Source organism: Pseudomonas gorinensis (assembly GCF_042015035.1).
Taxonomy (GTDB): Bacteria; Pseudomonadota; Gammaproteobacteria; order Pseudomonadales; family Pseudomonadaceae; genus Aquipseudomonas; species Aquipseudomonas gorinensis.
Genome location: NZ_CP167125.1, coordinates 5,480,490 through 5,499,914, shown reverse-complemented (window position 1 = coordinate 5,499,914; position 19,425 = coordinate 5,480,490). Strand labels below are relative to the sequence as shown.

20 protein-coding genes and 1 other RNA gene are annotated in these 19,425 nt (G+C 61.9%); 10 read left to right on the top strand and 11 right to left on the bottom strand.

Going from position 1 to position 19,425, the window contains the following annotated elements; translation table 11 throughout:
- The first annotated feature begins 52 nt into the window (after nucleotides 1-52).
- Nucleotides 53-149, top strand: an RNA gene (gene ffs, locus AB7933_RS24875) — signal recognition particle sRNA small type.
- A 105-nt stretch (nucleotides 150-254) separates the two neighbouring features.
- Here ffs and AB7933_RS24870 read toward each other — a convergent pair.
- Nucleotides 255-821, bottom strand: coding sequence for a hypothetical protein (locus tag AB7933_RS24870; protein ID WP_024076846.1), 567 nt, complete (start codon nucleotides 819-821; stop codon nucleotides 255-257).
- Nucleotides 822-1,079: 258 nt separating this feature from the next.
- Here AB7933_RS24870 and AB7933_RS24865 point away from each other — a divergent pair, with 258 nt between their 5' ends.
- Nucleotides 1,080-2,126, top strand: a complete 1,047-nt coding sequence (locus tag AB7933_RS24865; RefSeq protein ID WP_024076845.1) for an N-acetylmuramidase family protein — start codon at nucleotides 1,080-1,082, stop codon at nucleotides 2,124-2,126.
- Nucleotide 2,127: 1 nt separating this feature from the next.
- Entirely contained in the window at nucleotides 2,128-2,715 is a 588-nt protein-coding gene (locus tag AB7933_RS24860; RefSeq protein WP_024076844.1) for a hypothetical protein, read from the top strand.
- A gap of 58 nt (nucleotides 2,716-2,773) precedes the next feature.
- On the opposite strand, the gene AB7933_RS24855 is transcribed toward AB7933_RS24860, so the two are convergent.
- Both AB7933_RS24855 and AB7933_RS24850 read right to left on the bottom strand, forming a co-directional pair.
- A complete protein-coding gene (locus AB7933_RS24855; protein WP_024076843.1) occupies nucleotides 2,774-3,676 on the bottom strand; it encodes a DUF2167 domain-containing protein in 903 nt (300 codons plus the stop codon).
- A gap of 61 nt (nucleotides 3,677-3,737) precedes the next feature.
- Nucleotides 3,738-4,601, bottom strand: coding sequence for a LysR family transcriptional regulator (locus AB7933_RS24850; RefSeq protein ID WP_024076842.1), 864 nt, complete (start codon nucleotides 4,599-4,601; stop codon nucleotides 3,738-3,740).
- A gap of 102 nt (nucleotides 4,602-4,703) precedes the next feature.
- Between AB7933_RS24850 and AB7933_RS24845 the strand changes: the two genes are divergently transcribed.
- Entirely contained in the window at nucleotides 4,704-5,663 is a 960-nt protein-coding gene (locus tag AB7933_RS24845; protein ID WP_024076841.1) for a DMT family transporter, read from the top strand.
- On the opposite strand, the gene AB7933_RS24840 is transcribed toward AB7933_RS24845, so the two are convergent.
- Nucleotides 5,577-5,948 carry a VOC family protein gene (locus AB7933_RS24840; protein WP_024076840.1) on the bottom strand — a complete coding sequence of 124 codons (372 nt, stop codon included), beginning with the start codon at nucleotides 5,946-5,948 and terminating at the stop codon, nucleotides 5,577-5,579. The two genes, AB7933_RS24845 and AB7933_RS24840, sit on opposite strands and share 87 nt — an antisense overlap.
- 255 nt (nucleotides 5,949-6,203) lie before the next feature.
- Here AB7933_RS24840 and dnaX point away from each other — a divergent pair, with 255 nt between their 5' ends.
- The 5 genes from dnaX (at nucleotide 6,204) to AB7933_RS24815 (ending at nucleotide 11,806) form a co-directional block, all read left to right on the top strand.
- Nucleotides 6,204-8,258: a DNA polymerase III subunit gamma/tau gene (gene dnaX / locus AB7933_RS24835; protein WP_024076839.1), complete on the top strand. Its 2,055-nt coding sequence runs from the start codon at nucleotides 6,204-6,206 to the stop codon at nucleotides 8,256-8,258.
- Between the two features lie 43 nt (nucleotides 8,259-8,301).
- Nucleotides 8,302-8,640, top strand: a complete 339-nt coding sequence (locus AB7933_RS24830) for a YbaB/EbfC family nucleoid-associated protein (RefSeq protein ID WP_017527493.1) — start codon at nucleotides 8,302-8,304, stop codon at nucleotides 8,638-8,640.
- Between the two features lie 132 nt (nucleotides 8,641-8,772).
- Nucleotides 8,773-9,807: an NADP-dependent oxidoreductase gene (locus AB7933_RS24825; RefSeq protein ID WP_024076838.1), complete on the top strand. Its 1,035-nt coding sequence runs from the start codon at nucleotides 8,773-8,775 to the stop codon at nucleotides 9,805-9,807.
- 66 nt (nucleotides 9,808-9,873) lie between these two features.
- The gene (gene recR / locus AB7933_RS24820; RefSeq protein WP_017845247.1) at nucleotides 9,874-10,476 is read left to right on the top strand and encodes a recombination mediator RecR; all 603 of its coding nucleotides are present in this window, start codon (nucleotides 9,874-9,876) and stop codon (nucleotides 10,474-10,476) included.
- A 181-nt stretch (nucleotides 10,477-10,657) separates the two neighbouring features.
- The gene (locus AB7933_RS24815) at nucleotides 10,658-11,806 is read left to right on the top strand and encodes an acyl-CoA dehydrogenase family protein (RefSeq protein WP_024076837.1); all 1,149 of its coding nucleotides are present in this window, start codon (nucleotides 10,658-10,660) and stop codon (nucleotides 11,804-11,806) included.
- A 43-nt stretch (nucleotides 11,807-11,849) separates the two neighbouring features.
- Here AB7933_RS24815 and AB7933_RS24810 read toward each other — a convergent pair whose 3' ends face one another.
- Entirely contained in the window at nucleotides 11,850-12,398 is a 549-nt protein-coding gene (locus tag AB7933_RS24810; protein WP_024076836.1) for an adenine phosphoribosyltransferase, read from the bottom strand.
- Between the two features lie 95 nt (nucleotides 12,399-12,493).
- Nucleotides 12,494-13,228, bottom strand: coding sequence for a fumarate/nitrate reduction transcriptional regulator Fnr (fnr, locus tag AB7933_RS24805; RefSeq protein WP_016979302.1), 735 nt, complete (start codon nucleotides 13,226-13,228; stop codon nucleotides 12,494-12,496).
- 155 nt (nucleotides 13,229-13,383) lie between these two features.
- Here fnr and AB7933_RS24800 point away from each other — a divergent pair, with 155 nt between their 5' ends.
- Nucleotides 13,384-13,881, top strand: coding sequence for a hypothetical protein (locus AB7933_RS24800; RefSeq protein ID WP_024076835.1), 498 nt, complete (start codon nucleotides 13,384-13,386; stop codon nucleotides 13,879-13,881).
- Between the two features lie 7 nt (nucleotides 13,882-13,888).
- On the opposite strand, the gene hemN is transcribed toward AB7933_RS24800, so the two are convergent.
- The 5 genes from hemN to AB7933_RS24775 form a co-directional block, all read right to left on the bottom strand.
- Complete coding sequence (hemN, locus tag AB7933_RS24795) at nucleotides 13,889-15,271, bottom strand: oxygen-independent coproporphyrinogen III oxidase (protein WP_024076834.1); 1,383 nt, start codon at nucleotides 15,269-15,271, stop codon at nucleotides 13,889-13,891.
- Nucleotides 15,272-15,374: 103 nt separating this feature from the next.
- Nucleotides 15,375-16,058 carry a sulfite exporter TauE/SafE family protein gene (locus AB7933_RS24790; protein ID WP_024076833.1) on the bottom strand — a complete coding sequence of 228 codons (684 nt, stop codon included), beginning with the start codon at nucleotides 16,056-16,058 and terminating at the stop codon, nucleotides 15,375-15,377.
- Nucleotides 16,051-16,269 (bottom strand): cbb3-type cytochrome oxidase assembly protein CcoS, encoded by a 219-nt coding sequence (gene ccoS / locus AB7933_RS24785; protein WP_024076832.1) that lies wholly within the window; start codon nucleotides 16,267-16,269, stop codon nucleotides 16,051-16,053. Before ccoS ends, AB7933_RS24790 begins: the two co-directional genes overlap by 8 nt.
- Nucleotides 16,270-16,291: 22 nt before the next feature.
- The gene (locus tag AB7933_RS24780) at nucleotides 16,292-18,742 is read right to left on the bottom strand and encodes a heavy metal translocating P-type ATPase (RefSeq protein ID WP_024076831.1); all 2,451 of its coding nucleotides are present in this window, start codon (nucleotides 18,740-18,742) and stop codon (nucleotides 16,292-16,294) included.
- Between the two features lie 114 nt (nucleotides 18,743-18,856).
- Nucleotides 18,857-19,396, bottom strand: a complete 540-nt coding sequence (locus AB7933_RS24775; RefSeq protein WP_024076830.1) for a FixH family protein — start codon at nucleotides 19,394-19,396, stop codon at nucleotides 18,857-18,859.
- Between the last annotated feature and the right edge of the window lie 29 nt (nucleotides 19,397-19,425).

Genomic DNA, 19,425 nt, shown 5'->3' with positions numbered 1-19,425 from the left:
GATCGGTACAATGGCGCGGCTTGCCGAGAGGCCAGCGTCGTTATGGTGACCCCATCGGTCCCCCCGCAACGATTACCCGTGAACCTGGTCAGATCCGGAAGGAAGCAGCCACAGCGGGAACATTGTGTGCCGGGGTGTGGCTGGTGGGGTTGCCTCCATAACGCTCTTCCTGAATCTTCAAAAATCCTTATTTCTAAAACGCTTTGCTGGCCATTACTGCCTGCGAATCGATTTCTGCTGTGCGCTCCACAGGCTTACGGGCGGTACAGGGGGAATGCCTTTATCACCGGCACTATTTCGTCGCCCAGGGTCTTGGCGCTTTCCCATCGCTCGTCCCTGGTCTGGGACTTGGCCGGGACGTTCCTGGCGAAGTGAAAGATGACGATCGCGCCCGTGCCGGCGTCGCGGTAGTACTTGAAGAAGCTGAATTCAGAGAAATGCCCGTCTTTGCGCAGCGCCGAGGGATAAAACAGCATCAGGTAGAGGATCCCGGTTCGGTTGTCTGTTGCCAGGACCGCTGGCATGTCCGGGTTTTCCTGTTGGTGCAACTGCACCGTGCGCTTTCCCAGGTCCAGCGGCTCGAAGCGGTCATCGGGAGGCACAACCGTAAAGTCCACCATTTCAGTCCAGGCATCGACGCTTTGGTTTTCCGGAAAATATTCCCACAAGCCGTTTTTCTGGAATTTCAGGACAAATGTCTTACCCGCGAACACCACCGACTTTGTTTCGGCAATGGAGGGGCGTGAGAGGTCTGGAGCGGGCGTCGAGGCACAGCCGGACAGCAGGGCCATGATCGACAAGATCAGCAGAGGGGCTTTCATTTCAATCCTTGAAGGTTTTCAGATACTGGCGTTATGCGCCGGTGACAGTAGCGCAATGAATAGGCAAGCGCCCCGATTATGAAGCACCAGCGTTTTAAGGGTTTATTCGTGAGGGCTCTTTCACAGCTTTTAATGCTCACTCTGGACAACCTCAAACCTCCTTGTTAGTTTCCGCCAGCCACTTGTTTCAGAGTATGACAAGTGTTTGTAATTGATATTGAAGTGCCATCACTTCTTTAACTAACAAGGATGTCTGTCATGAAAAGCCTGCAAGGGTTGCCTCGTCTTATCAGTGCTTCAGTAGGCGCTCCCGGCAAAGCCCGCAACTTGCCCGCCGATGTGCAGTGCATCCAGTATTTATTCAATTTGATCATTCCCAAGATGGGTTTTCCGCTGGCCGAGAATGGCAAGTGTGATGGCCAGTTGGTGCAGTGCATCAGCCAGTATCAGTTTCGCCATCTCAAATATGCCCACCCCGATGGCGTGATCGACCCTACCGGTCGCACGTTCAACAGCCTGATCGAAGAGGCGGTGAAGGTGCCCGTCAAAGCCTTCCCGACGATGCGTATCCCCAGCTTTCTCAATGTGTTTGGCAACAACAATGGCGATGCGGTGCAGGCCACGGTCAACGTGTACCTGGACCGCGTGCGCGCGACGATCGAGGCCGAGCGACGTAACCGCCAATTGATGCTCCAGGCCACGTGCGACGGGGGCATGACCCTCAGCGAAACGGACTTCCAGAACGCCGCCACACAGTTGGGTAGCGGTATTTCGGTAAATATCATCAAGGCCTTCGCCACTGTGGAATCAGGTGGGCGTTCGGGGTTCGGCCCGGCCAAGTTGCCGGTGATCGCGTTTGAAGGGCACTTGTTTCGCAAGTACACCAAGCACATCTACGACCAGGCGCACCCGCTGCTGTCCTACCCCTACAAGAAAAAAGCCGGGCCGCAGTGGCAGGCCAATAACAAGGATCAGGCCAAGGCTTGGGAAACCATGGCCACCGCGTTTGCCCTGGATCAGGAAGCGGCACTCATGTCGGCTTCGTGGGGCATGTTCCAGATCATGGGCTTCAACTTTGCCTCGTGCGGTTACAAGACGGTGTTTGAGTTTTCGGCAGCATTAAAGGTGAATGCCGGCAACCAACTAAAAGCGTTCCTCGGTTTTTGCAGCAAGAGCCCGGCATTGATGAAGGCCATGAAAGCCAAGGATTTTACCGGCATGGCGCGTAACTATAACGGCGAGGACTACGGCAACTACGACGTCCTTATGCAAAAAGCCTACGAAAAACTTGAAGGGAAAAAATAGGATGATCCGTTTTCTAGCGATAGGTGTGTTGTCGTTGTGCGCCGTGGGCCCTGCCTTGGCCGGTTCGGCTGCGTTGCATTCGGGCAAGTACGAAGGGCTGATGCTGGCAGTGACGCCGGAGCATCAGGTCGAAGGGTTCTATTCGGAAGCAATGGGCGAGGGCGTTACCCGCAGTTGCGCGTTTTACCTGCAAGGCAAACCTGAGGCGCTCACCACTTGGCTCGATGAGGCTCATCCCGGCAGCCTGGCGCCTTCGTCCGATGGCGTGACCCTGACGGTGGAAGAGGGCCGCCAGCACCCTGGGTGCATGAACGTGCTGATGCCGGAGATTGCCACCGGCCTGGACCTGACCCAGACCGCCAGTAAAAAATGGATCGGCCTGGTGACGGTATCCGCCGACAAGGCTTACCTGCTGAAGACCCCAGGCGCCAAGACCGCCAAGCGTCCGTATATCGTCAAGCGCGATGTGGTCGGTGTGCTGGCCTTCAAGGACGGCTGGGCCCAGGTCGAGTTCATCAATGCCGACGACCGCTCGTTCAGCGGCTGGATCAGCCAGGATCAATACACTCGTCTAGCGGCGCCTCACTAAGACATCCCCAAAACGCCGCAGTGTGCCAGGCATACTGCGGCGTTTTTGCGTCCGGGGTTCAGGCCTTGTTGCGGTTGAACAGCTTGCGAATCACTGCGAGCAGCGCCACTACACCGATTACCAGGAACTTCTTCGCGGCCAGCAGGAAGATACCGATCTTGGCAAAGAGCCCGGCCTTGGCGGCAATCCCGCCGGCAACCAACGCGGCGAGGCCGTAAGTGGCGAGCTTGTCGGTGTTCGGGTTGAAGTCGGTATAGAGGTTGCCGTCGGTGAAGTTGGTAAAGGCCAGCACCTTGGGCAATTCTTGCTGGATGGTGGCCAGGTCGGCCATGGCGGCGACGGCGTTGAGTTCCAGCACGCCTTCACGGCCCAGCACGCGAATGCTGTAGTTGAGGGTCGTCTGGTCGGCGTCGTCGGCCTTCAGTTCGCGGGCCCAGTACATCTTGTGGGTGGTGTCGTCGTAGTGCGGCGGCTCCGCCCAGCCCAGCAGGTGCAGGCCCGCGTAGCCTTGTTTCTGGCGTTCCTGGTTCTCTGCTTCATCTTCTTCCTGCATTTGCTTGAGCAGGTCGGCGTAGTCGATTTTTGCCGCATCTTCGTCGGAGATGTGCCCGTCGGCCTTGTAGCTGACGATCACGCCCCAGCCGCGTTGCGACAATGGGCTGACGGCTTTGGGCACGATCATGCCAAGGGTCTTGAAGCCCGGCGGGTTGCCCCAGCCATCGGTCAGCAAGCGCTCGGTATCGGCGGGGTCGAGGTAGTAGAACTCGTCGGTGAGCTTGAGGGTGGCGATGCCGCTGGGCAGGGTGATCGTGCCGGTCTTTTGCTTGAGTGAGGCCAGAAAGTGCTCGGCTGTTTCGGCGGGGGCACTGGCTTCAACGGGGGCAGGCGAGGTATCAGCAACGGCAGGTGCGGCAGGCAGGCTCAGCGCGGCCGCCGCCAACAACAGGCGGAAGTAATTCATGGTAGTCCCTTACATTTTGAATTAATTTCGCGAGAGGATAACCGAAACGACATGTTGCGAGTTAGCCGAAAGTTTCCCGCAACAGCCCGGCGAATGCGTCCCGTGCCAGGTGGCGTTGGGTGTCCTTGTGCCAGAACAGCAGGTTATCCACGGCCGCCAGTTCTTCAAATCGATACGACGCCAGTTGATTGGCCTGCTCATAGCGCGCCAGGATGCCTTCCGGCGCCAGCGCTACGCCAATGCCGGCACTCACACAGCCGATAATCGTGCCCCAACTGGCATAGCTGGCGATGGCCGGCTTGAAGTCGTGGGGCTTGACCCAGTTCTCCAGTGCCGCGCGGTAGGGGCAGCCGGGTGGCCAGACCAGCAGGGTACGGCCGGCCAGGTCGGCCGCACTGTTGATCGGTGCGCTGGACACACTGGCGATCAGCACCAGCCGTTCGCTGTAGACCACGCTGTGTTCGAGCTTGGTGCGTTGGTTGCCGGCGGCCACCAGCGCCACGTCGAGGCGATGGTGTTGCAGATCGTCCAGTAGTTGCCCCCAGGCACCGGTCACCAGCTCCAGGCTGACGTCGGGGTAGCGTCGATGGTATTCCGCCAGCAACGGCGGCAGGCGGCCGCTGGCGCTGGACTCCACCGCGCCGATGCGCAAGGTGCCACGGGGAATGGCGTTGGCGTCTACGGCGCGTTTGGATTCATCCACCAGCGCGAGGATGCGCTCGCAGTAGCCCAGGAAAATTTCCCCGGCGGCACTGATGGCCAGCCCACGCCCGGCACGGATGAATAACGGTGTGCCCAGCTCGCTTTCCAGCTGCTTGATGCGCGTGGTGATGTTCGACGGCACGCAATGCAATTGCAGTGCGGCCTGGGCCACGCTGCCGGTTTGCGCCACGGCTCTCACCATCTTCAGTTGGGCCAGTTCCATTGCTCAGTTCCACTGATTTCAGAAGTCAGAAACGGTTAATTGTCCTGCGATGTGCCCAGGCCAAGACTGACGGCATTCCTTCCCTGTTTCTGGATGCCGTTGATGAATGCCCCGTCACCCGTAAAGTTTACGCTAGTCATCGCCAGCGTGATTCTCTGTTGGGCCTATTCGCCGATTGGCGTGCACATCGGCCTGCACAGCTACAGTCCGGGCCAGCTGGCGTTGCTGCGATTTCTGATCGCTTCGGTATTGATGGGGGCGGTGGCGCTGGTGCTCGGGATTGGTCGGCCACGTCTGCGGGACATGCCGTGGTTGCTCGTGCTGGGTTTTTTCGGGGTGTTCCTGCACCACACCAGCCTCAATTATGGGCAGCAATGGGTGACAGCGGCGGCGTCCAGCGTACTGGCGCAATCAGCGCCGTTGTTCAGTGTGCTGATCGCGGCGTTCTGTTTGAAGGAGCGAGTCAGCCTTTGGCGGTGGGGCTGCGTGCTGTTGGGGTTGCTGGGCGTGCTGGTGGTGATCTGGGGCGACCAGGGCCTCGGCGAGATCGACCCGCGCGGCCTGTTGATCCTGCTGGCGGCGGCCTCATGGAGTGTGTACTTCGTCATCCAGAAGCACTGTGCGCATCGCTACAGCCTACTGACCCTGGCGTGCTACATGGTGTGGTCGGGCACCCTGATGCTCTGCGTGAACCTGCCTGGCCTGCCCACCGCCGTGGTGCGAGCGCCGTTGGTGGAGAACCTGGCAGTGTTGGTGCTGGGGGTTTTCCCCAGTGCGTTGGCCTACCTGGCGTGGGGGTTCGTGTTAAAGCACGTCGACGTCAGCCGCGCGTCGGTGGCGATGTACCTGATCCCGCCAGTGGCCATGGGGATGGCGGCCACGCTGCTGGGCGAGCACGTAGCCTTGCAGGTGGTGCTCGGCGGGGTGATCGTGCTGGCGAGTGTGGCGGCCATCAGCCTGGAAGGGCGTTGGCGGTCAGGCGCTCAGGCTGAACGCACGCAAGCGGTGGCCGTCGAGGTCCTGGGCGACGAAGGTGTAGCCAAAGTCCAGCGTGGTCGGTGACTGGAGGATCGTGGCGCCCCGTTCTAGCCATTGTTCGTGCAGGGCATCGACGGCGGCGGTATCGGCCAGCGAAAAACAGACTTCACCGCCGCCGCCCGTGGCCTGGGCCGCAGGTTCCACGGTATGGCGTGACCACAGGCCGAGCTTCACGCCATGGTCGAGAATGAACAGGGCAAAGGTCGGGTTCAATTCGACCGGTGGCTTGTCCAGCAGGCGGCTGTAGAAATTGGCGCTGGTGGCCGGGCTGTCGACATACAGCAGGAAGTAATGGGCGAGGGTGTTCATGCAGGCTCCTTGAGTACGGGCGGTTATGTGAGCCCAGTCTATAAGGCCGCCCTGTCAGTTCTTGTCAGGAGTGCGCAGGCTGGTCGCAGCAATCATCCATAAAGCGCCCAGGACTACGCGCAGACACTCTCCGGTTCAGGCCATTAAAACGCCAGTCAGGCGAGCTTGGTCAGATTAGGCGAGCGTGCCGGATGCAATTTCCCCCTTGCTCCGCTAGCATTACCGGCTTCCGCTTCCCAGTTGCGACGGTTTTCGATGAGTTATCAGGTTCTTGCACGTAAATGGCGTCCGCGCTCGTTCCGCGAAATGGTCGGCCAGACCCATGTGCTCAAGGCTCTGATCAATGCCTTGGACAGCCAACGGCTGCACCACGCCTACCTGTTTACCGGTACCCGGGGTGTCGGCAAGACCACCATTGCCCGAATTATTGCCAAATGCCTGAACTGTGAGACGGGGATCACATCGACGCCCTGTGGTACCTGTTCGGTGTGCCGCGAGATCGACGAAGGGCGTTTTGTCGACCTGATCGAGATCGACGCCGCCAGCCGCACCAAGGTCGAAGACACGCGGGAGCTGCTGGATAACGTGCAGTACGCGCCGAGTCGCGGCCGCTTCAAGGTCTACCTGATCGACGAAGTACACATGCTGTCCAGCCACTCGTTCAACGCATTGTTGAAGACCCTGGAAGAGCCGCCGCCCTACGTCAAATTCATTCTGGCCACCACCGACCCGCAGAAGCTTCCTGCAACTATTCTGTCGCGGTGCCTGCAGTTTTCCCTGAAAAACATGACCCCTGAGCGCGTGGTCGAGCACTTGACCCATGTGCTGGGTGTCGAGAACGTACCGTTCGAAGACGACGCCCTGTGGCTGCTTGGCCGCGCTGCCGATGGCTCGATGCGCGATGCCATGAGCCTCACTGACCAGGCCATTGCCTTTGGTGAAGGCAAGGTCATGGCCGCCGATGTGCGTGCCATGCTCGGCACCCTGGATCACGGCCAGGTGTTCGATGTGCTGCACGCATTGATCGAGGGCGACGCCAAGAAGTTGCTCGAAGCCGTGCGCCACTTGTCGGAGCAAGGCCCGGACTGGAACGGCGTGCTTTCGGAAATCCTCAACGTGCTGCACCGCGTCGCCATTGCCCAGGCGCTGCCTGAAGGTGTCGACAATGGCCATGGCGACCGCGACCGCGTGCTGGCCCTGGCCCAGGCGTTGCCGGCCGAAGATGTGCAGTTCTACTACCAGATGGGCCTGATCGGCCGTCGGGACCTGCCGTTGGCGCCGGATCCGCGCGGTGGTTTCGAAATGGTCCTGTTACGAATGCTGGCCTTCCGGCCTGCCGACTCCACGGACGCCCCGAGACAGCCGCTAAAGCCAGTGGGGATCAGCCAAGCCACAGTTGATTCCGCCAAACCAGTGGCTGGCGCGGCGGTTGTCGCGCCAGTGGTTGCTGCGCCTGCGCCGGTTGCCCCGGCGCCAGAGCCTGTAGTTGTTGCGCCGGAAGTCGCGCCGGAGCCGCTGATCGAGCCCGAGCCGGCCCCAGTGGTCGACCTGCCCTGGAATGACCCGCTGGAGGCTGACGCTGAAGTCGAGTTGCAGCCCGCCGTGGAGCCGGTGCTGGAAACCGCTGGCGAGCAGCCCGAGCTGACGCCGATGCCTACGCCGACCCCGGACAGCGTGGTGCCGGACGCGCCGGAATGGGTCAGCGCGCCGGTCCCTGAGCCCACTGTGGCCCAGGTGGATGCCGCAGTCCCAGGTATCGACCTCGACGACGAACCACCGCTGGACGAAGACTACATCGAACCGGACATCGATTCGGCCTACAGCTACCTGGACGAACTGGCCAGCGAACATGCGGCCGAGCCGGCCCCCGAGCCCGAGGCCGAACCCGCCGCAGCACCTGCTACCGGCCTGGCCCTGCAATGGCTGGAGCTGTTCCCGAAACTGCCGATTTCCGGCATGACCGGCAGCATCGCCGCCAACTGCACCCTGATCGCGATCGAGGGCGACCACTGGCTGTTGCACCTGGACCCGGCCCACAGCGCCTTGTTCAACGCGACCCAGCAGCGCCGACTCAACGATGCCCTTAACCAGTACCATGAGCGCACGCTGACCATTGCCATCGAGTTGATCAAGCCCGAGCAGGAAACCCCGGCCCAGGCCGCGACTCGCCGGCGCCTGAACCGCCAGCGCGAAGCCGAAGAGTCGATCCACGCTGATCCGCTCATCCAGCAAATGATGGAACAGTTCGGTGCGGTCGTCCGTCACGATACTATTGAACCTGTCGAAGCCCCGGTGCCCCAGGCGTCATGACACAGGGCTACTTATTGATCCACGTACTTTTGAGGTGATTCCCATGATGAAAGGTGGCATGGCCGGCCTGATGAAGCAGGCGCAGCAGATGCAGGAAAAGATGGCCAAGATGCAGGAAGAACTGGCCAACGCCGAAGTCACCGGTAAAGCCGGTGGCGATATGGTCAGCGTGGTGATGACTGGCCGTCACGACATCAAGCGCGTGAGCATCGACCCGAGCCTGCTCGAAGGCGTCAGCGATGACGACCGTGAAGTGCTCGAAGATCTGTTCGCCGCCGCCGTCAACGACGCCGTGCGCAAGATCGAAGCCAACAGCCAGGACAAAATGTCCGGCGTGACCGCTGGCATGCAACTGCCGCCGGGTATGAAGCTGCCGTTCTGATCGGCCAGCCTTGGCTAGACTGAAATGCCAGGCATTGCGCCTGGCATTTTTGTTTGTGCCGATCCGATCGAACCCTGGCCCGGCACTCATGGTCTGCACCCTATACCGATGGATTCGATAAGGAGCCCCCTGATGCCTCAAGAACCGACTCTTAACCAGCGCATTGTCCTGGTTTCGCGCCCTCACGGCGCCCCCACGCCAGAGAACTTCCGCCTTGAGCGGGTAACCCTGCCGGAACTGGCGGACGGCCAGGTACTGCTGAAGACGCTGTACCTGTCCCTCGACCCATACATGCGCGGGCGCATGAGCGACGCCCCGTCCTACGCGGCGCCGGTGGAAATCGACGAAGTGATGACCGGTGGCGCTGTCAGCCGTGTCGAGCAGTCGCGCCATCCGAAATTCGAAGTGGGCGAGCTGGTGGTCGGGGCTACCGGCTGGCAGAGCCACAGCATTTCCGACGGCCGCAACCTGATCCCGGTGCCCAAGGGCTTGGCCAGTCCATCCATGGCCCTGGGCGTGTTGGGCATGCCGGGGATGACCGCCTACATGGGCTTGATGGATATCGGCCAGCCCAAGGCCGGGGAAACCCTGGTGGTGGCGGCAGCGTCCGGCGCCGTGGGCTCGGTGGTGGGGCAAGTGGCCAAGCTCAAGGGCTTGCGAGTGGTCGGTATCGCGGGCGGCCCCGACAAGTGCCGCTACGTTGTGGACGAGCTGGGCTTTGATGCCTGTATCGACCACAAGAGCGAGCACTTCGTCGATGAGCTGGCCCAGGCCTGCTTCAAGGGCGTGGATATCTACTTTGAGAACGTCGGTGGCAAGGTTTTCGATGCCGTCATGCCGCTGCTCAACCCCAAGGCACGGATTCCCCTGTGTGGCCTGATTGCTGGCTATAACGCCCATGAAGCGCCCAGCGGGCCTGATCGTTTGCCGGCGCTGCAACGTACCTTGCTGACCAAGCGCGTGCGTATCCAGGGTTTTATCGTGTTTGATGACTACGGTGATCGCCAGCCGGAGTTCCTCAGCGCCATGGCGCCGTGGGTGCGCGACGGCAAGATCAAGTTCCGCGAAGACGTGGTCGACGGCTTGGAGCAGGCACCCGAGGCCTTTATCGGTTTGCTCGAAGGGCGCAACTTCGGCAAGTTGGTGGTGCGTGTCGCGCAGGATTGAGCATTTGACGCTAATCCGAGGCGCGGGTATAAACCGCGTCTCGTTGTTTTGTCGGACCATTCCCCCATGAGCTTCAGCCCCCTGATTCGCCAACTGATCGACGCCTTGCGCACCTTGCCCGGTGTGGGTCAGAAAACCGCCCAGCGTATGGCGCTGCAACTGCTGGAGCGTGATCGCAGCGGCGGCACCCGGCTGGCCCAGGCCCTGAGCCAGGCCATGGAAGGGGTTGGCCACTGCCGGCAGTGCCGCACCCTCACCGAAGAAGAGCTCTGCCCGCAATGCGCCGACCCACGCCGCGATGACACGCTGCTGTGTGTGGTGGAGGGGCCGATGGATGTGTATGCGGTGGAGCAGACCGGTTATCGCGGGCGCTACTTCGTGCTCAAGGGCCACCTGTCGCCCCTGGACGGCCTGGGGCCGGAAGCGATCGGTATTCCACAGCTGGTGGCGCGTATAGAAGCGCAGGGCACGTTTACCGAAGTGATCCTGGCCACCAACCCGACCGTGGAAGGTGAAGCCACCGCGCATTACATCGCCCAACTGCTGAGCAACAAAGGCCTGGTCACTTCGCGCATCGCCCATGGCGTGCCGTTGGGGGGCGAGTTGGAGTTGGTGGACGGCGGCACGTTGGCGCATTCGTTTGCCGGTCGAAAACCGATCGCGCTCTAACGATCACCGCAGGCTCAAATGTGGGAGGGGGCTTGCCCCCGATAGCGGTGCATCAGCCAATGAATCGTTGACTGACACACTGCCGTCGGGAGCAGGCCCCCTCTCATTCAGGATGTGCATACGGCTTGATAACCAAGCAAGCGCTTGGTAATTTCGCTCCACCTTACCGTGGAGCTTGCCGATGCCTGCCTTCCAGGACTACTTCGACCCCAGCCACCAATTGGTTCGTGACAGCGTGCGCCGTTTCGTCGAGCGCGAAATGCTGCCGGACATTGAGCAGTGGGAGGAGGCGGAAAGCTTTCCCCGGGAGTTGTACCGCAAGGCAGGCGCGGCGGGGATCCTCGGCATCGGTTATCCCGAAGCCCTGGGCGGTAGCCATGAAGGTGATCTGTTCGCCAAGGTCGCCGCCAGCGAGGAGTTGATGCGCTGTGGTTCCGGTGGTGTGGTGGCGGGCTTGGGCTCGCTGGATATCGGTTTGCCGCCGGTGGTCAAATGGGCGCGGCCCGAGTTGCGCGAGCGTGTGGCACCGCAGGTGTTGTCGGGCGAGAAGATCATCGCCCTGGCCGTCACCGAGCCCGGTGGCGGTTCCGATGTGGCCAACCTGCAAACCCGCGCCATTCGCGACGGCGATCATTACCGGGTCAGCGGCAGCAAGACCTTTATCACCAGCGGTATTCGTGCCGACTTCTACACCGTGGCGGTGCGTACCGGTGGGCCTGGCTTTGGCGGCATCAGCCTGTTGCTGATTGAAAAGGGCACTGCCGGTTTTACCGTGGGCCAGCCACTCAAGAAGATGGGCTGGTGGGCGTCCGACACCGCTGAATTGTTCTTCGATGATTGCCGGGTGCCTGTCGCTAACCTGATCGGCGCCGAGAACCTGGGATTTGCCTGCATCATGGGCAACTTCCAGAGCGAACGCCTGGCCTTGGCCCTCATGGCCAATATGACTGCACAGCTTGCGCTGGAGGAAAGCCTCAAATGGGCCGCCCAGCGTGAAGCGTTCGGCAAACCCATTGGCAAGTTCCAGGTGCTCAAGCATCGCCTGGCAGAAATGGCCACCGCCGTGGAAGTCTCAAGGGAGTTCACCTACCGCCAGGCCGCGAAAATGGCCGCTGGCGTCAGTGTGATCAAGGAAATTTCCATGGCTAAAAACCTGGCCACCGACACCGCTGACCGCGTCACTTATGACGCCGTGCAGATACTCGGCGGCCAGGGGTATATGCGTGGCAGCCTGGTGGAGCGGCTGTATCGCGACAACCGCATCCTGTCCATCGGCGGGGGCACCCGCGAAGTGATGAATGAAATCATCAGCAAGCAGATGGGGTTGTGAGGTGTGTTGTCCTTAATGGCTTCATCGGGAGCCCAGGTCACCGTTACCGTTCAGTCAGGGCAAACTGCGTCAGGCAAAAGGTCGGAATCCCCATGTCTTCCAAGCGCTGCGAGCCACCCAGCTCCGGCAGGTCGATGATCGCCGCCGCTTCAAAAAGCCTCGCGCCCATGCGCCGTACCAGGTTCGCCGCGGCGATCAGGGTGCCGCCGGTGGCGATCAGGTCATCGAACATCAGCACCGAGTCACCTTCGCACAGGCTGTCGGCGTGCACTTCGAGGAAGGCTTCGCCGTATTCGGTCTGGTAACCCTCGGTCAGCACATCGGCCGGCAGCTTGCCTTGCTTGCGGAACAGGATCAGCGGTTTGTTCAATTGGTAGGCGAGGATCGAGCCGATCAGGAAGCCTCGGGCGTCCATCGCGCCGATATGGGTGAAGTCGGCTTCGACGTAGCGGTGGGCAAAGCTATCGGCCACCAGGCGCAGGGCGCGGGGCGATTGGAACAGTGGCGTGATATCGCGAAAGATCACCCCAGGCTTGGGGAAGTCGATGACAGGGCGAATCAGGGATTTGATGTCGAACGAATCGAAGATCATCGTCGAAGAGTCCTGGGGCAGGGAAGCGGACTCGAAGTATACCCGCGGCCTCGCGGGTTGGCGCGGCCCCAGGTGTCTGGATCAACCTTTGAACATCAACCTTCCAGCGAACCGCCGGCCAATGCACACAGCTGGATCGGGTCGAGGATATGCACTTCCTTGCCTTCGGCGGCGATCAGCTCGTTCTGTTGGAAACGGGTGAACACCCGCGACACGGTTTCCACGGCCAGGCCAAGGTAGTTACCAATTTCGTTGCGCGACATGCTCAGGCGGAACTGGTTGGCCGAGAAACCACGGGCACGGAACCGCGCCGACAAGTTGACCAGGAACGTCGCAATGCGCTCGTCGGCGGTTTTTTTCGACAACAGCAGCATCATTTGCTGGTCATCACGAATTTCGCGACTCATCACGCGCATCAGCTGACGGCGCAGTTGCGGCAGTTGCAGGGCCAATTCGTCCAGGCGTTCGAAAGGAATTTCGCACACCGATGTGGTCTCCAGGGCCTGGGCCGACACAGGGTGAATCTCGGTGTCCATGCCCGACAGCCCGACCAGCTCGCTCGGCAGGTGGAAGCCGGTGATCTGTTCTTCGCCGCTGTCGCTCAGGCTGAATGTCTTCAACGCGCCCGACCGTACTGCATAGACGGAATCGAACTTGTCGCCCTGGCGAAACAGAAACTCGCCTTTTTTCAGCGGGCGACCGCGTTTAACGATATCGTCCAGCGCATCCATGTCTTCCAGATTCAACGAAAGTGGCAGGCAGAGGGGCGCCAGGCTGCAATCCTTGCAGTGAGCCTGGCTGTGAGCGCGCAGTTTGACTGGCTCGGACATTTCTTAAATCCTTGTGGGAGAACACACATAAGACGTAAGGGTACCGCACTGGGAGGCGTTGAGGCCAGCGTGTACAAAAAACCAGCATCGGCATAAAGCTTTATGTGTCCAGGCCGATACAAAGGGACGAATGCTTGAGCTCGGAGGCTCGAATCATGATCTCCATTAGTGCGAATATCCCGGTCAATACGGCCTTGATGGATTCGCCGCCGTCGAAAGACCTGGTGGCGGAGACCAAGGCTGCCGCCGCCGCCAAGGCACTCAAGGACGCAACGGCCACGCCGCTGCGGCAAACCAAGGAACCTGAAGGCGTGAAGGTGACCATTTCCGGTGCCGCCTTGCTTGCTGCCAGTGCCGCGAAGAAGTCCAACAGTGATATCGAGGAGAGCGGCCTGCCGGATAACATTCAGCAGGCCCTCAAGATGATCCGCAAGATCAAGGAGCAGATCGCCGAGAAACAGCAGGAACTGCAAGCGGTGATGGCGGACAAGAGCCTTAGCCCGGAAGAGGCGCGGATCAAGATCAGCAATCTGCAAGGGGCGCTGAGCACCCTGCAAGCTAGCCTGGTGACCGCGCAAACGTCCCTGGCCAAGTCGATGAAAGGCTTGAGTGGCCCAGATGCACTCAAGGCCGGTTCCCTGGCAATGGCGTAGGACGGTCTCAGATCACCCGTGAAAATCGATGCCGGTTCTGGTGGTCCAGATAGGCATCGAACACCATGCACACCGAGCGCACCAGCAGGCGTCCGGCCGGCAGCACCCGAATACCCTCGGCGTCGAGCTCGATCAGGCCGTCTTCTGCCATCGCCTCCAGTTGCGGCCAGACTTCGTCGAAGTACCCGCGAAAATCAATGTTGAATGCCTGTTCGATCTGTTCGAAGTCCAGGCTGAAATTGCAGATCAACTGCTGAATCACTTCCCGCCGTAATCGATCGTCCGTGGTACACAACAAGCCACGGCTGGTGGCCAATTGTGCGCCGGCCAGTGCGTTCTGATAGCCGCTGAGGTCGCTGGTGTTCTGGCAATACAGGTCGCCAATCTGGCTGATTGCCGATACCCCGAGCCCGATCAAGTCGCAATGGCCATGGGTGGTATAGCCCTGGAAGTTGCGTTGCAGCGTGCCTTCTTCCTGGGCGATGGCCAGTTCGTCGTCCGGCAGGGCGAAGTGGTCCATGCCGATGTAGCGGTAGCCGGCCTCGGTCAGTTGTTCAATAGTGGTTTGCAGCATCAGCAGCTTTTGCGCCGGTGCGGGCAGGTCGTCGCTGTTGATCCGCCGCTGGGGCATGAAACGCTCCGGCAGGTGTGCGTAGTTGAACACCGACAAGCGGTCCGGTTGCAGCTTGATCACTTCTTCCACGGTGCGTGCGAAGTTGATGGGGGTTTGCTTGGGCAGGCCGTAGATCAGGTCGATATTGATCGAGCGAAACTGCAGGGTGCGCGCCGCGTCGATCACCGCTCGGGTTTCTTCCAGGCTTTGCAGGCGATTGACCGCCCGCTGCACGTCCGGGTCGAGGTCTTGCACGCCGATGCTGACACGGTTGAAGCCGAGTTCGCGCAACAGGCCCATGGTCGCCCAATCGGCTTCACGCGGGTCGATCTCGATGCCGTAGTCGCCGGAATCATCGTCGAGCAGATTGAAGTGTTTGCGCAGGCAGGCCATCACCTGGCGCAGTTCGTCATGGCTGAGAAACGTTGGGGTGCCGCCGCCGAAGTGCAGTTGTTCCACCGATTGCTTGGGGTCGAGATGGCAGGCGACCAATTGGATTTCCTGCTCCAGGCGTTGCAGGTAAGCCTGGGCGCGGCCCCGGTCCTTGGTGATCACCTTGTTACAGGCGCAGTAGTAGCAAATGTTCGCGCAGAATGGCACATGCACATACAGCGATAACGGTCGGACGGCCTTACGGCTGTCGCGCAGGGCGTGGAGCAGGTCGAAGGTACCGACCTGACTGTCGAATTGTACGGCGGTGGGGTAGGACGTGTAGCGCGGCCCCGCCAAGTCGTAGCGGTGAATCAGATTGCTGTCCCAACGAATGGCGTCGAGCATGCGGGCGTTCCCCCGGATAGGCTAGTGGGCCGAGTCTAGGGGCGTGGCTGAAAAGGCATCTTGATTTGCGTCAACGGGGAGCGGCGCTATGCCACATGGCCTTTTAGTGGCCCATTAGCCAGTGCTGATGGGGCCCTGGCAAGGTCCAGATACCGAACAGCATCACCAGCACGCCCCCCGCCACACGCACGCTACGTTTGCGCAATAACGCCGTGACGCGTTCGGCGGCCAGCCCCGTCGCCAGCAGCACTGGCCAGGTGCCGAGGCCGAACGCCAGCATCAGCAGCGCACTGTCCAGCGCATTGCCCTGGCTGGCAGCCCACAGCAGGGTGCTGTAGACCAGGCCGCACGGCAACCAGCCCCACAGCGCGCCCAGCAGCAGGGCGCGGGGCAGGCTGGACACTGGCAGCAAACGGTTCGCGACCGGCTGGATGTAGCGCCACAGGCCGCGCCCAAGGCTTTCGATACGGGTCAGCCCGCTCCACCAGCCGGCCAGGTATAGGCCCATGCAGATCAGCAGCAACCCGGCGAGCACGCGCATGAACATCGCCGCCGGGCTGTTGGCCACGGCCCAACCGGCCAGGCCGATCAACAGGCCCGCCGTGGCATAGCTGAGGATGCGGCCGAGGTTATACGCCAGCAGCAGGCGAAACCTGCGGCTGCGTTGTTCCTTGGGGATCGCCAGGGTCAGCGCGCCCATCAGCCCGCCGCACATGCCCAGGCAATGGCCGCCGCCCAAGAGCCCGAGGATCAAGGCGGAGACCAGCAGCGGCAGGAGTTCAAGCATGGGGAGGGTCTTTGGGTTGGGCCGGCTGTTCGGGGCCGTTGGCCTTGTCAACGGCGGCCAGGTGGTTCGGGTCCTGGTCGTCGAACAGCACGCTGTGGGCCGGGCCGTCGAGGTCGTCGTACTGACCACTGTCCACGGCCCAGAAGAAGATGTAGATGGCGACGCCCACTAACAGCAGCGCCGCTGGAATCATCACGTATAGAGCTGGCATCTGCACTCCATGCCCGCGCGGCTCAAGCCGGCAGCGGGCGATTTACCAAGGGGGCGCTTTTGGCCTGCGCACTCGGCAGGCGAGTCAGGCGCAGGGCGTTGAGCACCACGGTCAACGAACTGAGGGACATGCCGATCGCCGCCCAGATCGGCGTGATCCAGCCGAGGGCGGCAAACGGCAGCATCAGGCCATTGTACAGCCCGGCCCAAAGCAGGTTTTCAATGATGACCCGACGGGTGCGTCGCGCCAAGGTGAAGGCTTGCACCAAGGCATCCAGGCGGTTGGACAGCAATACCGCGTCCGCGCTGGTTTTCGCCAGGTCCGTGGCCGAACCCATGGCCACGCTGATATCGGCGGCGGCGAGTACGGGGACATCATTGACACCGTCACCCAGCATCAACACCTTACGGCCTTGCTGATGCAACTGTTGCAGCACCTGCAGCTTGTCGTCGGGGCGCAGGCCGCCGTGGGCTTCGTCGATGCCCAGTTCGGCGGCCACGCTGGCGACCATCGGTGAACTGTCCCCCGACAGCAGCAGCGTGCGCCAGCCCCGTGCCTTGCACGCAGCCAGCAGCGCCGGCGCGTCGCTGCGCAGGCGGTCATCCAGTACGAACCAGGCGAGGGCGCCGTCGCGGTCGCCCAGCAGCAGCCATTGTCCGGCTTCGTCCGGTGAGGCGGGGATCGGGCAACCGCTCAGTGCGCACACGAACCCCGGCTGGCCGATCCGCAGCAGGCGTTCGCCGACGCGACCTTCCAGGCCCAGGCCGGGGGTGCTGAGCACTTCGTCAGCGGCCAGGGGGGCACGGCCGAAGGCCCGTGCGATCGGATGTTCAGAGCGATTTTCGAGGGCCGCGGCGAGGCCCAGGCACTGGTCGCTGTCCAGGGCGCCCAGCGGCCGGATCGCGCGCAGCGCCAGGCGCCCTTCGGTGAGGGTGCCGGTCTTGTCGAAAATCACCGTGTCGATCTGGTTCAAGCCTTCCAGCACATGGCCTCGGGTGAGCAACAAGCCGAGTTTGTGCAGGGTGCCGGTGGCGGCAGTCAGGGCGGTTGGCGTGGCCAGCGAGAGGGCGCACGGGCAGGTCGCCACCAGCATCGCCAATACGATCCAGAACGCCCGCGACGAATCCAGCTCCCACCAGAGCAGGCCGATCAGCACGGCAGCGACCAGTGAGCAGAGCAGGAACCATTGTGCGGCGCGGTCGGCTATCTGCGCCAGGCGCGGTTTGTCGGCCTGGGCCCGTTCCAGCAGGCGCACGATGGCCGACAAGCGCGTGTCATGCCCCAGGGCGCGGACCTCGACCGTCAGTGCGCCTTCGACGTTGAGGGTGCCCGCCGTCACAGCGTCGCCGACCTGGCGCGGCTGCGGCAGGTACTCGCCGGTCAGCAGGGATTCGTCGATGCTGGACTGGCCGTCGAGGATCACCCCATCTGCCGGCAATACCGCGCCGGGGTGCACCAACACGCGGTCGCCCAACGCCAGTTCGCTGAGCAGGATACGTTCGCTCTGCCCATCACTTTTCATGCGCAGGCATGAGGCGGGCAGCAGGTTGACCAATTGCGCGGTCGCCGCCGCCGTGCGTTCCCGGGCACGCCGCTCCAGGTAACGCCCGGCCAGCAGGAACAGGGCGAACATGCCCACCGCGTCGAAATACAATTCGCCGACCCCGGTGATCGAGGTCCAGATGCCGGCCAGGTACGCGCCGCCAATCGCCAGGGACACCGACACATCCATGGTCAGGTGGCGGGTGCGCAAGTCGCGCATGGCGCCCTTGAAAAACGGTGCGCAGCTGTAGAACACGATGGGGGTCGTGAGAAACATCGCGACCCAGCGCAGGATCACGTGTAACTCCGCGCTCAGGTCGATATTGAATTCCGGCCAGGTGGCCATGGTTGCCATCATCGCCTGGAACCACAGCAGTCCGGCGACCCCCAGTTGGCGCAGGGCCCGCCGGTTTTCGCCGGCCAGTTGTTCGGCGGCGCGGTCCGCCTGGTAAGGGTGGGCGGCGTAGCCGATATGGCGCAACTCACTGAGCAGTTGGCTCAACGGCAATTGCCCGTCGGCCCAACGTACATGCAGGCGATGGTTGGACAGGTTGAGACGCGCCTCGGCCACGGCGGGCAGGCTGCGCAGGTGTTTTTCGATCAGCCAGCCACACGCGGCGCAACTGATGCCTTCCATCAACAGGGTGGCTTCGGCAAGGTCGCCTTCGTGGCGTACGAAGGGTTTTTGCACGTCGGCGCGGTCGTACAGTGCCAGTTCGTCCACCAGTGGCACCGGCAGGGCCTCGGGGTTGGCCGAGGCTTCGCTGCGGTGCTGGTAATAGCTTTCCAGCCCGCCGGCCACGATTGCCTCGGCCACCGCCTGGCAACCCGGGCAGCACAGCTCGCGGCGCTCGCCGAGGATCTCGGCGGTGAACCGGCTGCCGGGTGGCACGGGCAGGGCGCAGTGGTAGCAGGGAGTGGGGCTGGTCATGGCGTGAGATCTTGGGTGGCAGGGAGGGCCTCATCGCGGGCAGGCCCGCGCCCACAGGGGCGCTCGTTCCTGAGGTGTGAGCGGGCTTGCTCGCGATGCGCGAAGCGCAGGTGTTTACTTCTTCAGGTCTTCAGCACCTTGCAACGGCTCATCACCCAACAGCAAGTCCTTGTCGTGGCTGACCTGTTCTTCTTCGAACAGGCGCCAGGTCCGGTCACCTTCCACACCGAGCAGTTCCACGAAACGGCGGCCTTCGACCTTGTCGGTGACCTGGCCGATATAGCGTCCGGGTTCGCTGGCGCTGCGGGTCAGGTTGATCTTGCGATCCTTCTCTGGCTGGGTCGGGGAGATCAGGTTCAGTTCCAGGGTCGACGGGCCGCTGTTGCCGGTCAGATATACCTCGACTTCGCCGGTCAGTTCGTCCAGGTGCACCTTGGCGCGCAGTTGCAGGGTCTGGGCCAGCAGTTCGCGGTCCAGGGAGCGGTTGATGCCTTTGCCGGCCTCGTAGTAGTTGTCGTTGACCAGGTTGTCCGGGTTCTTGACTGCGATGGTCACCATGGACAAGGTCAAGGTCACCGAGCAGGCCAGGATCCCAATGATGATCCAGGGCCAGAGGTGCTTGTACCAAGGGCTTGTGGCAGTAGCTGCGGGCATTGTTCTGCTCTCTGGTTAACGAAGTAGTG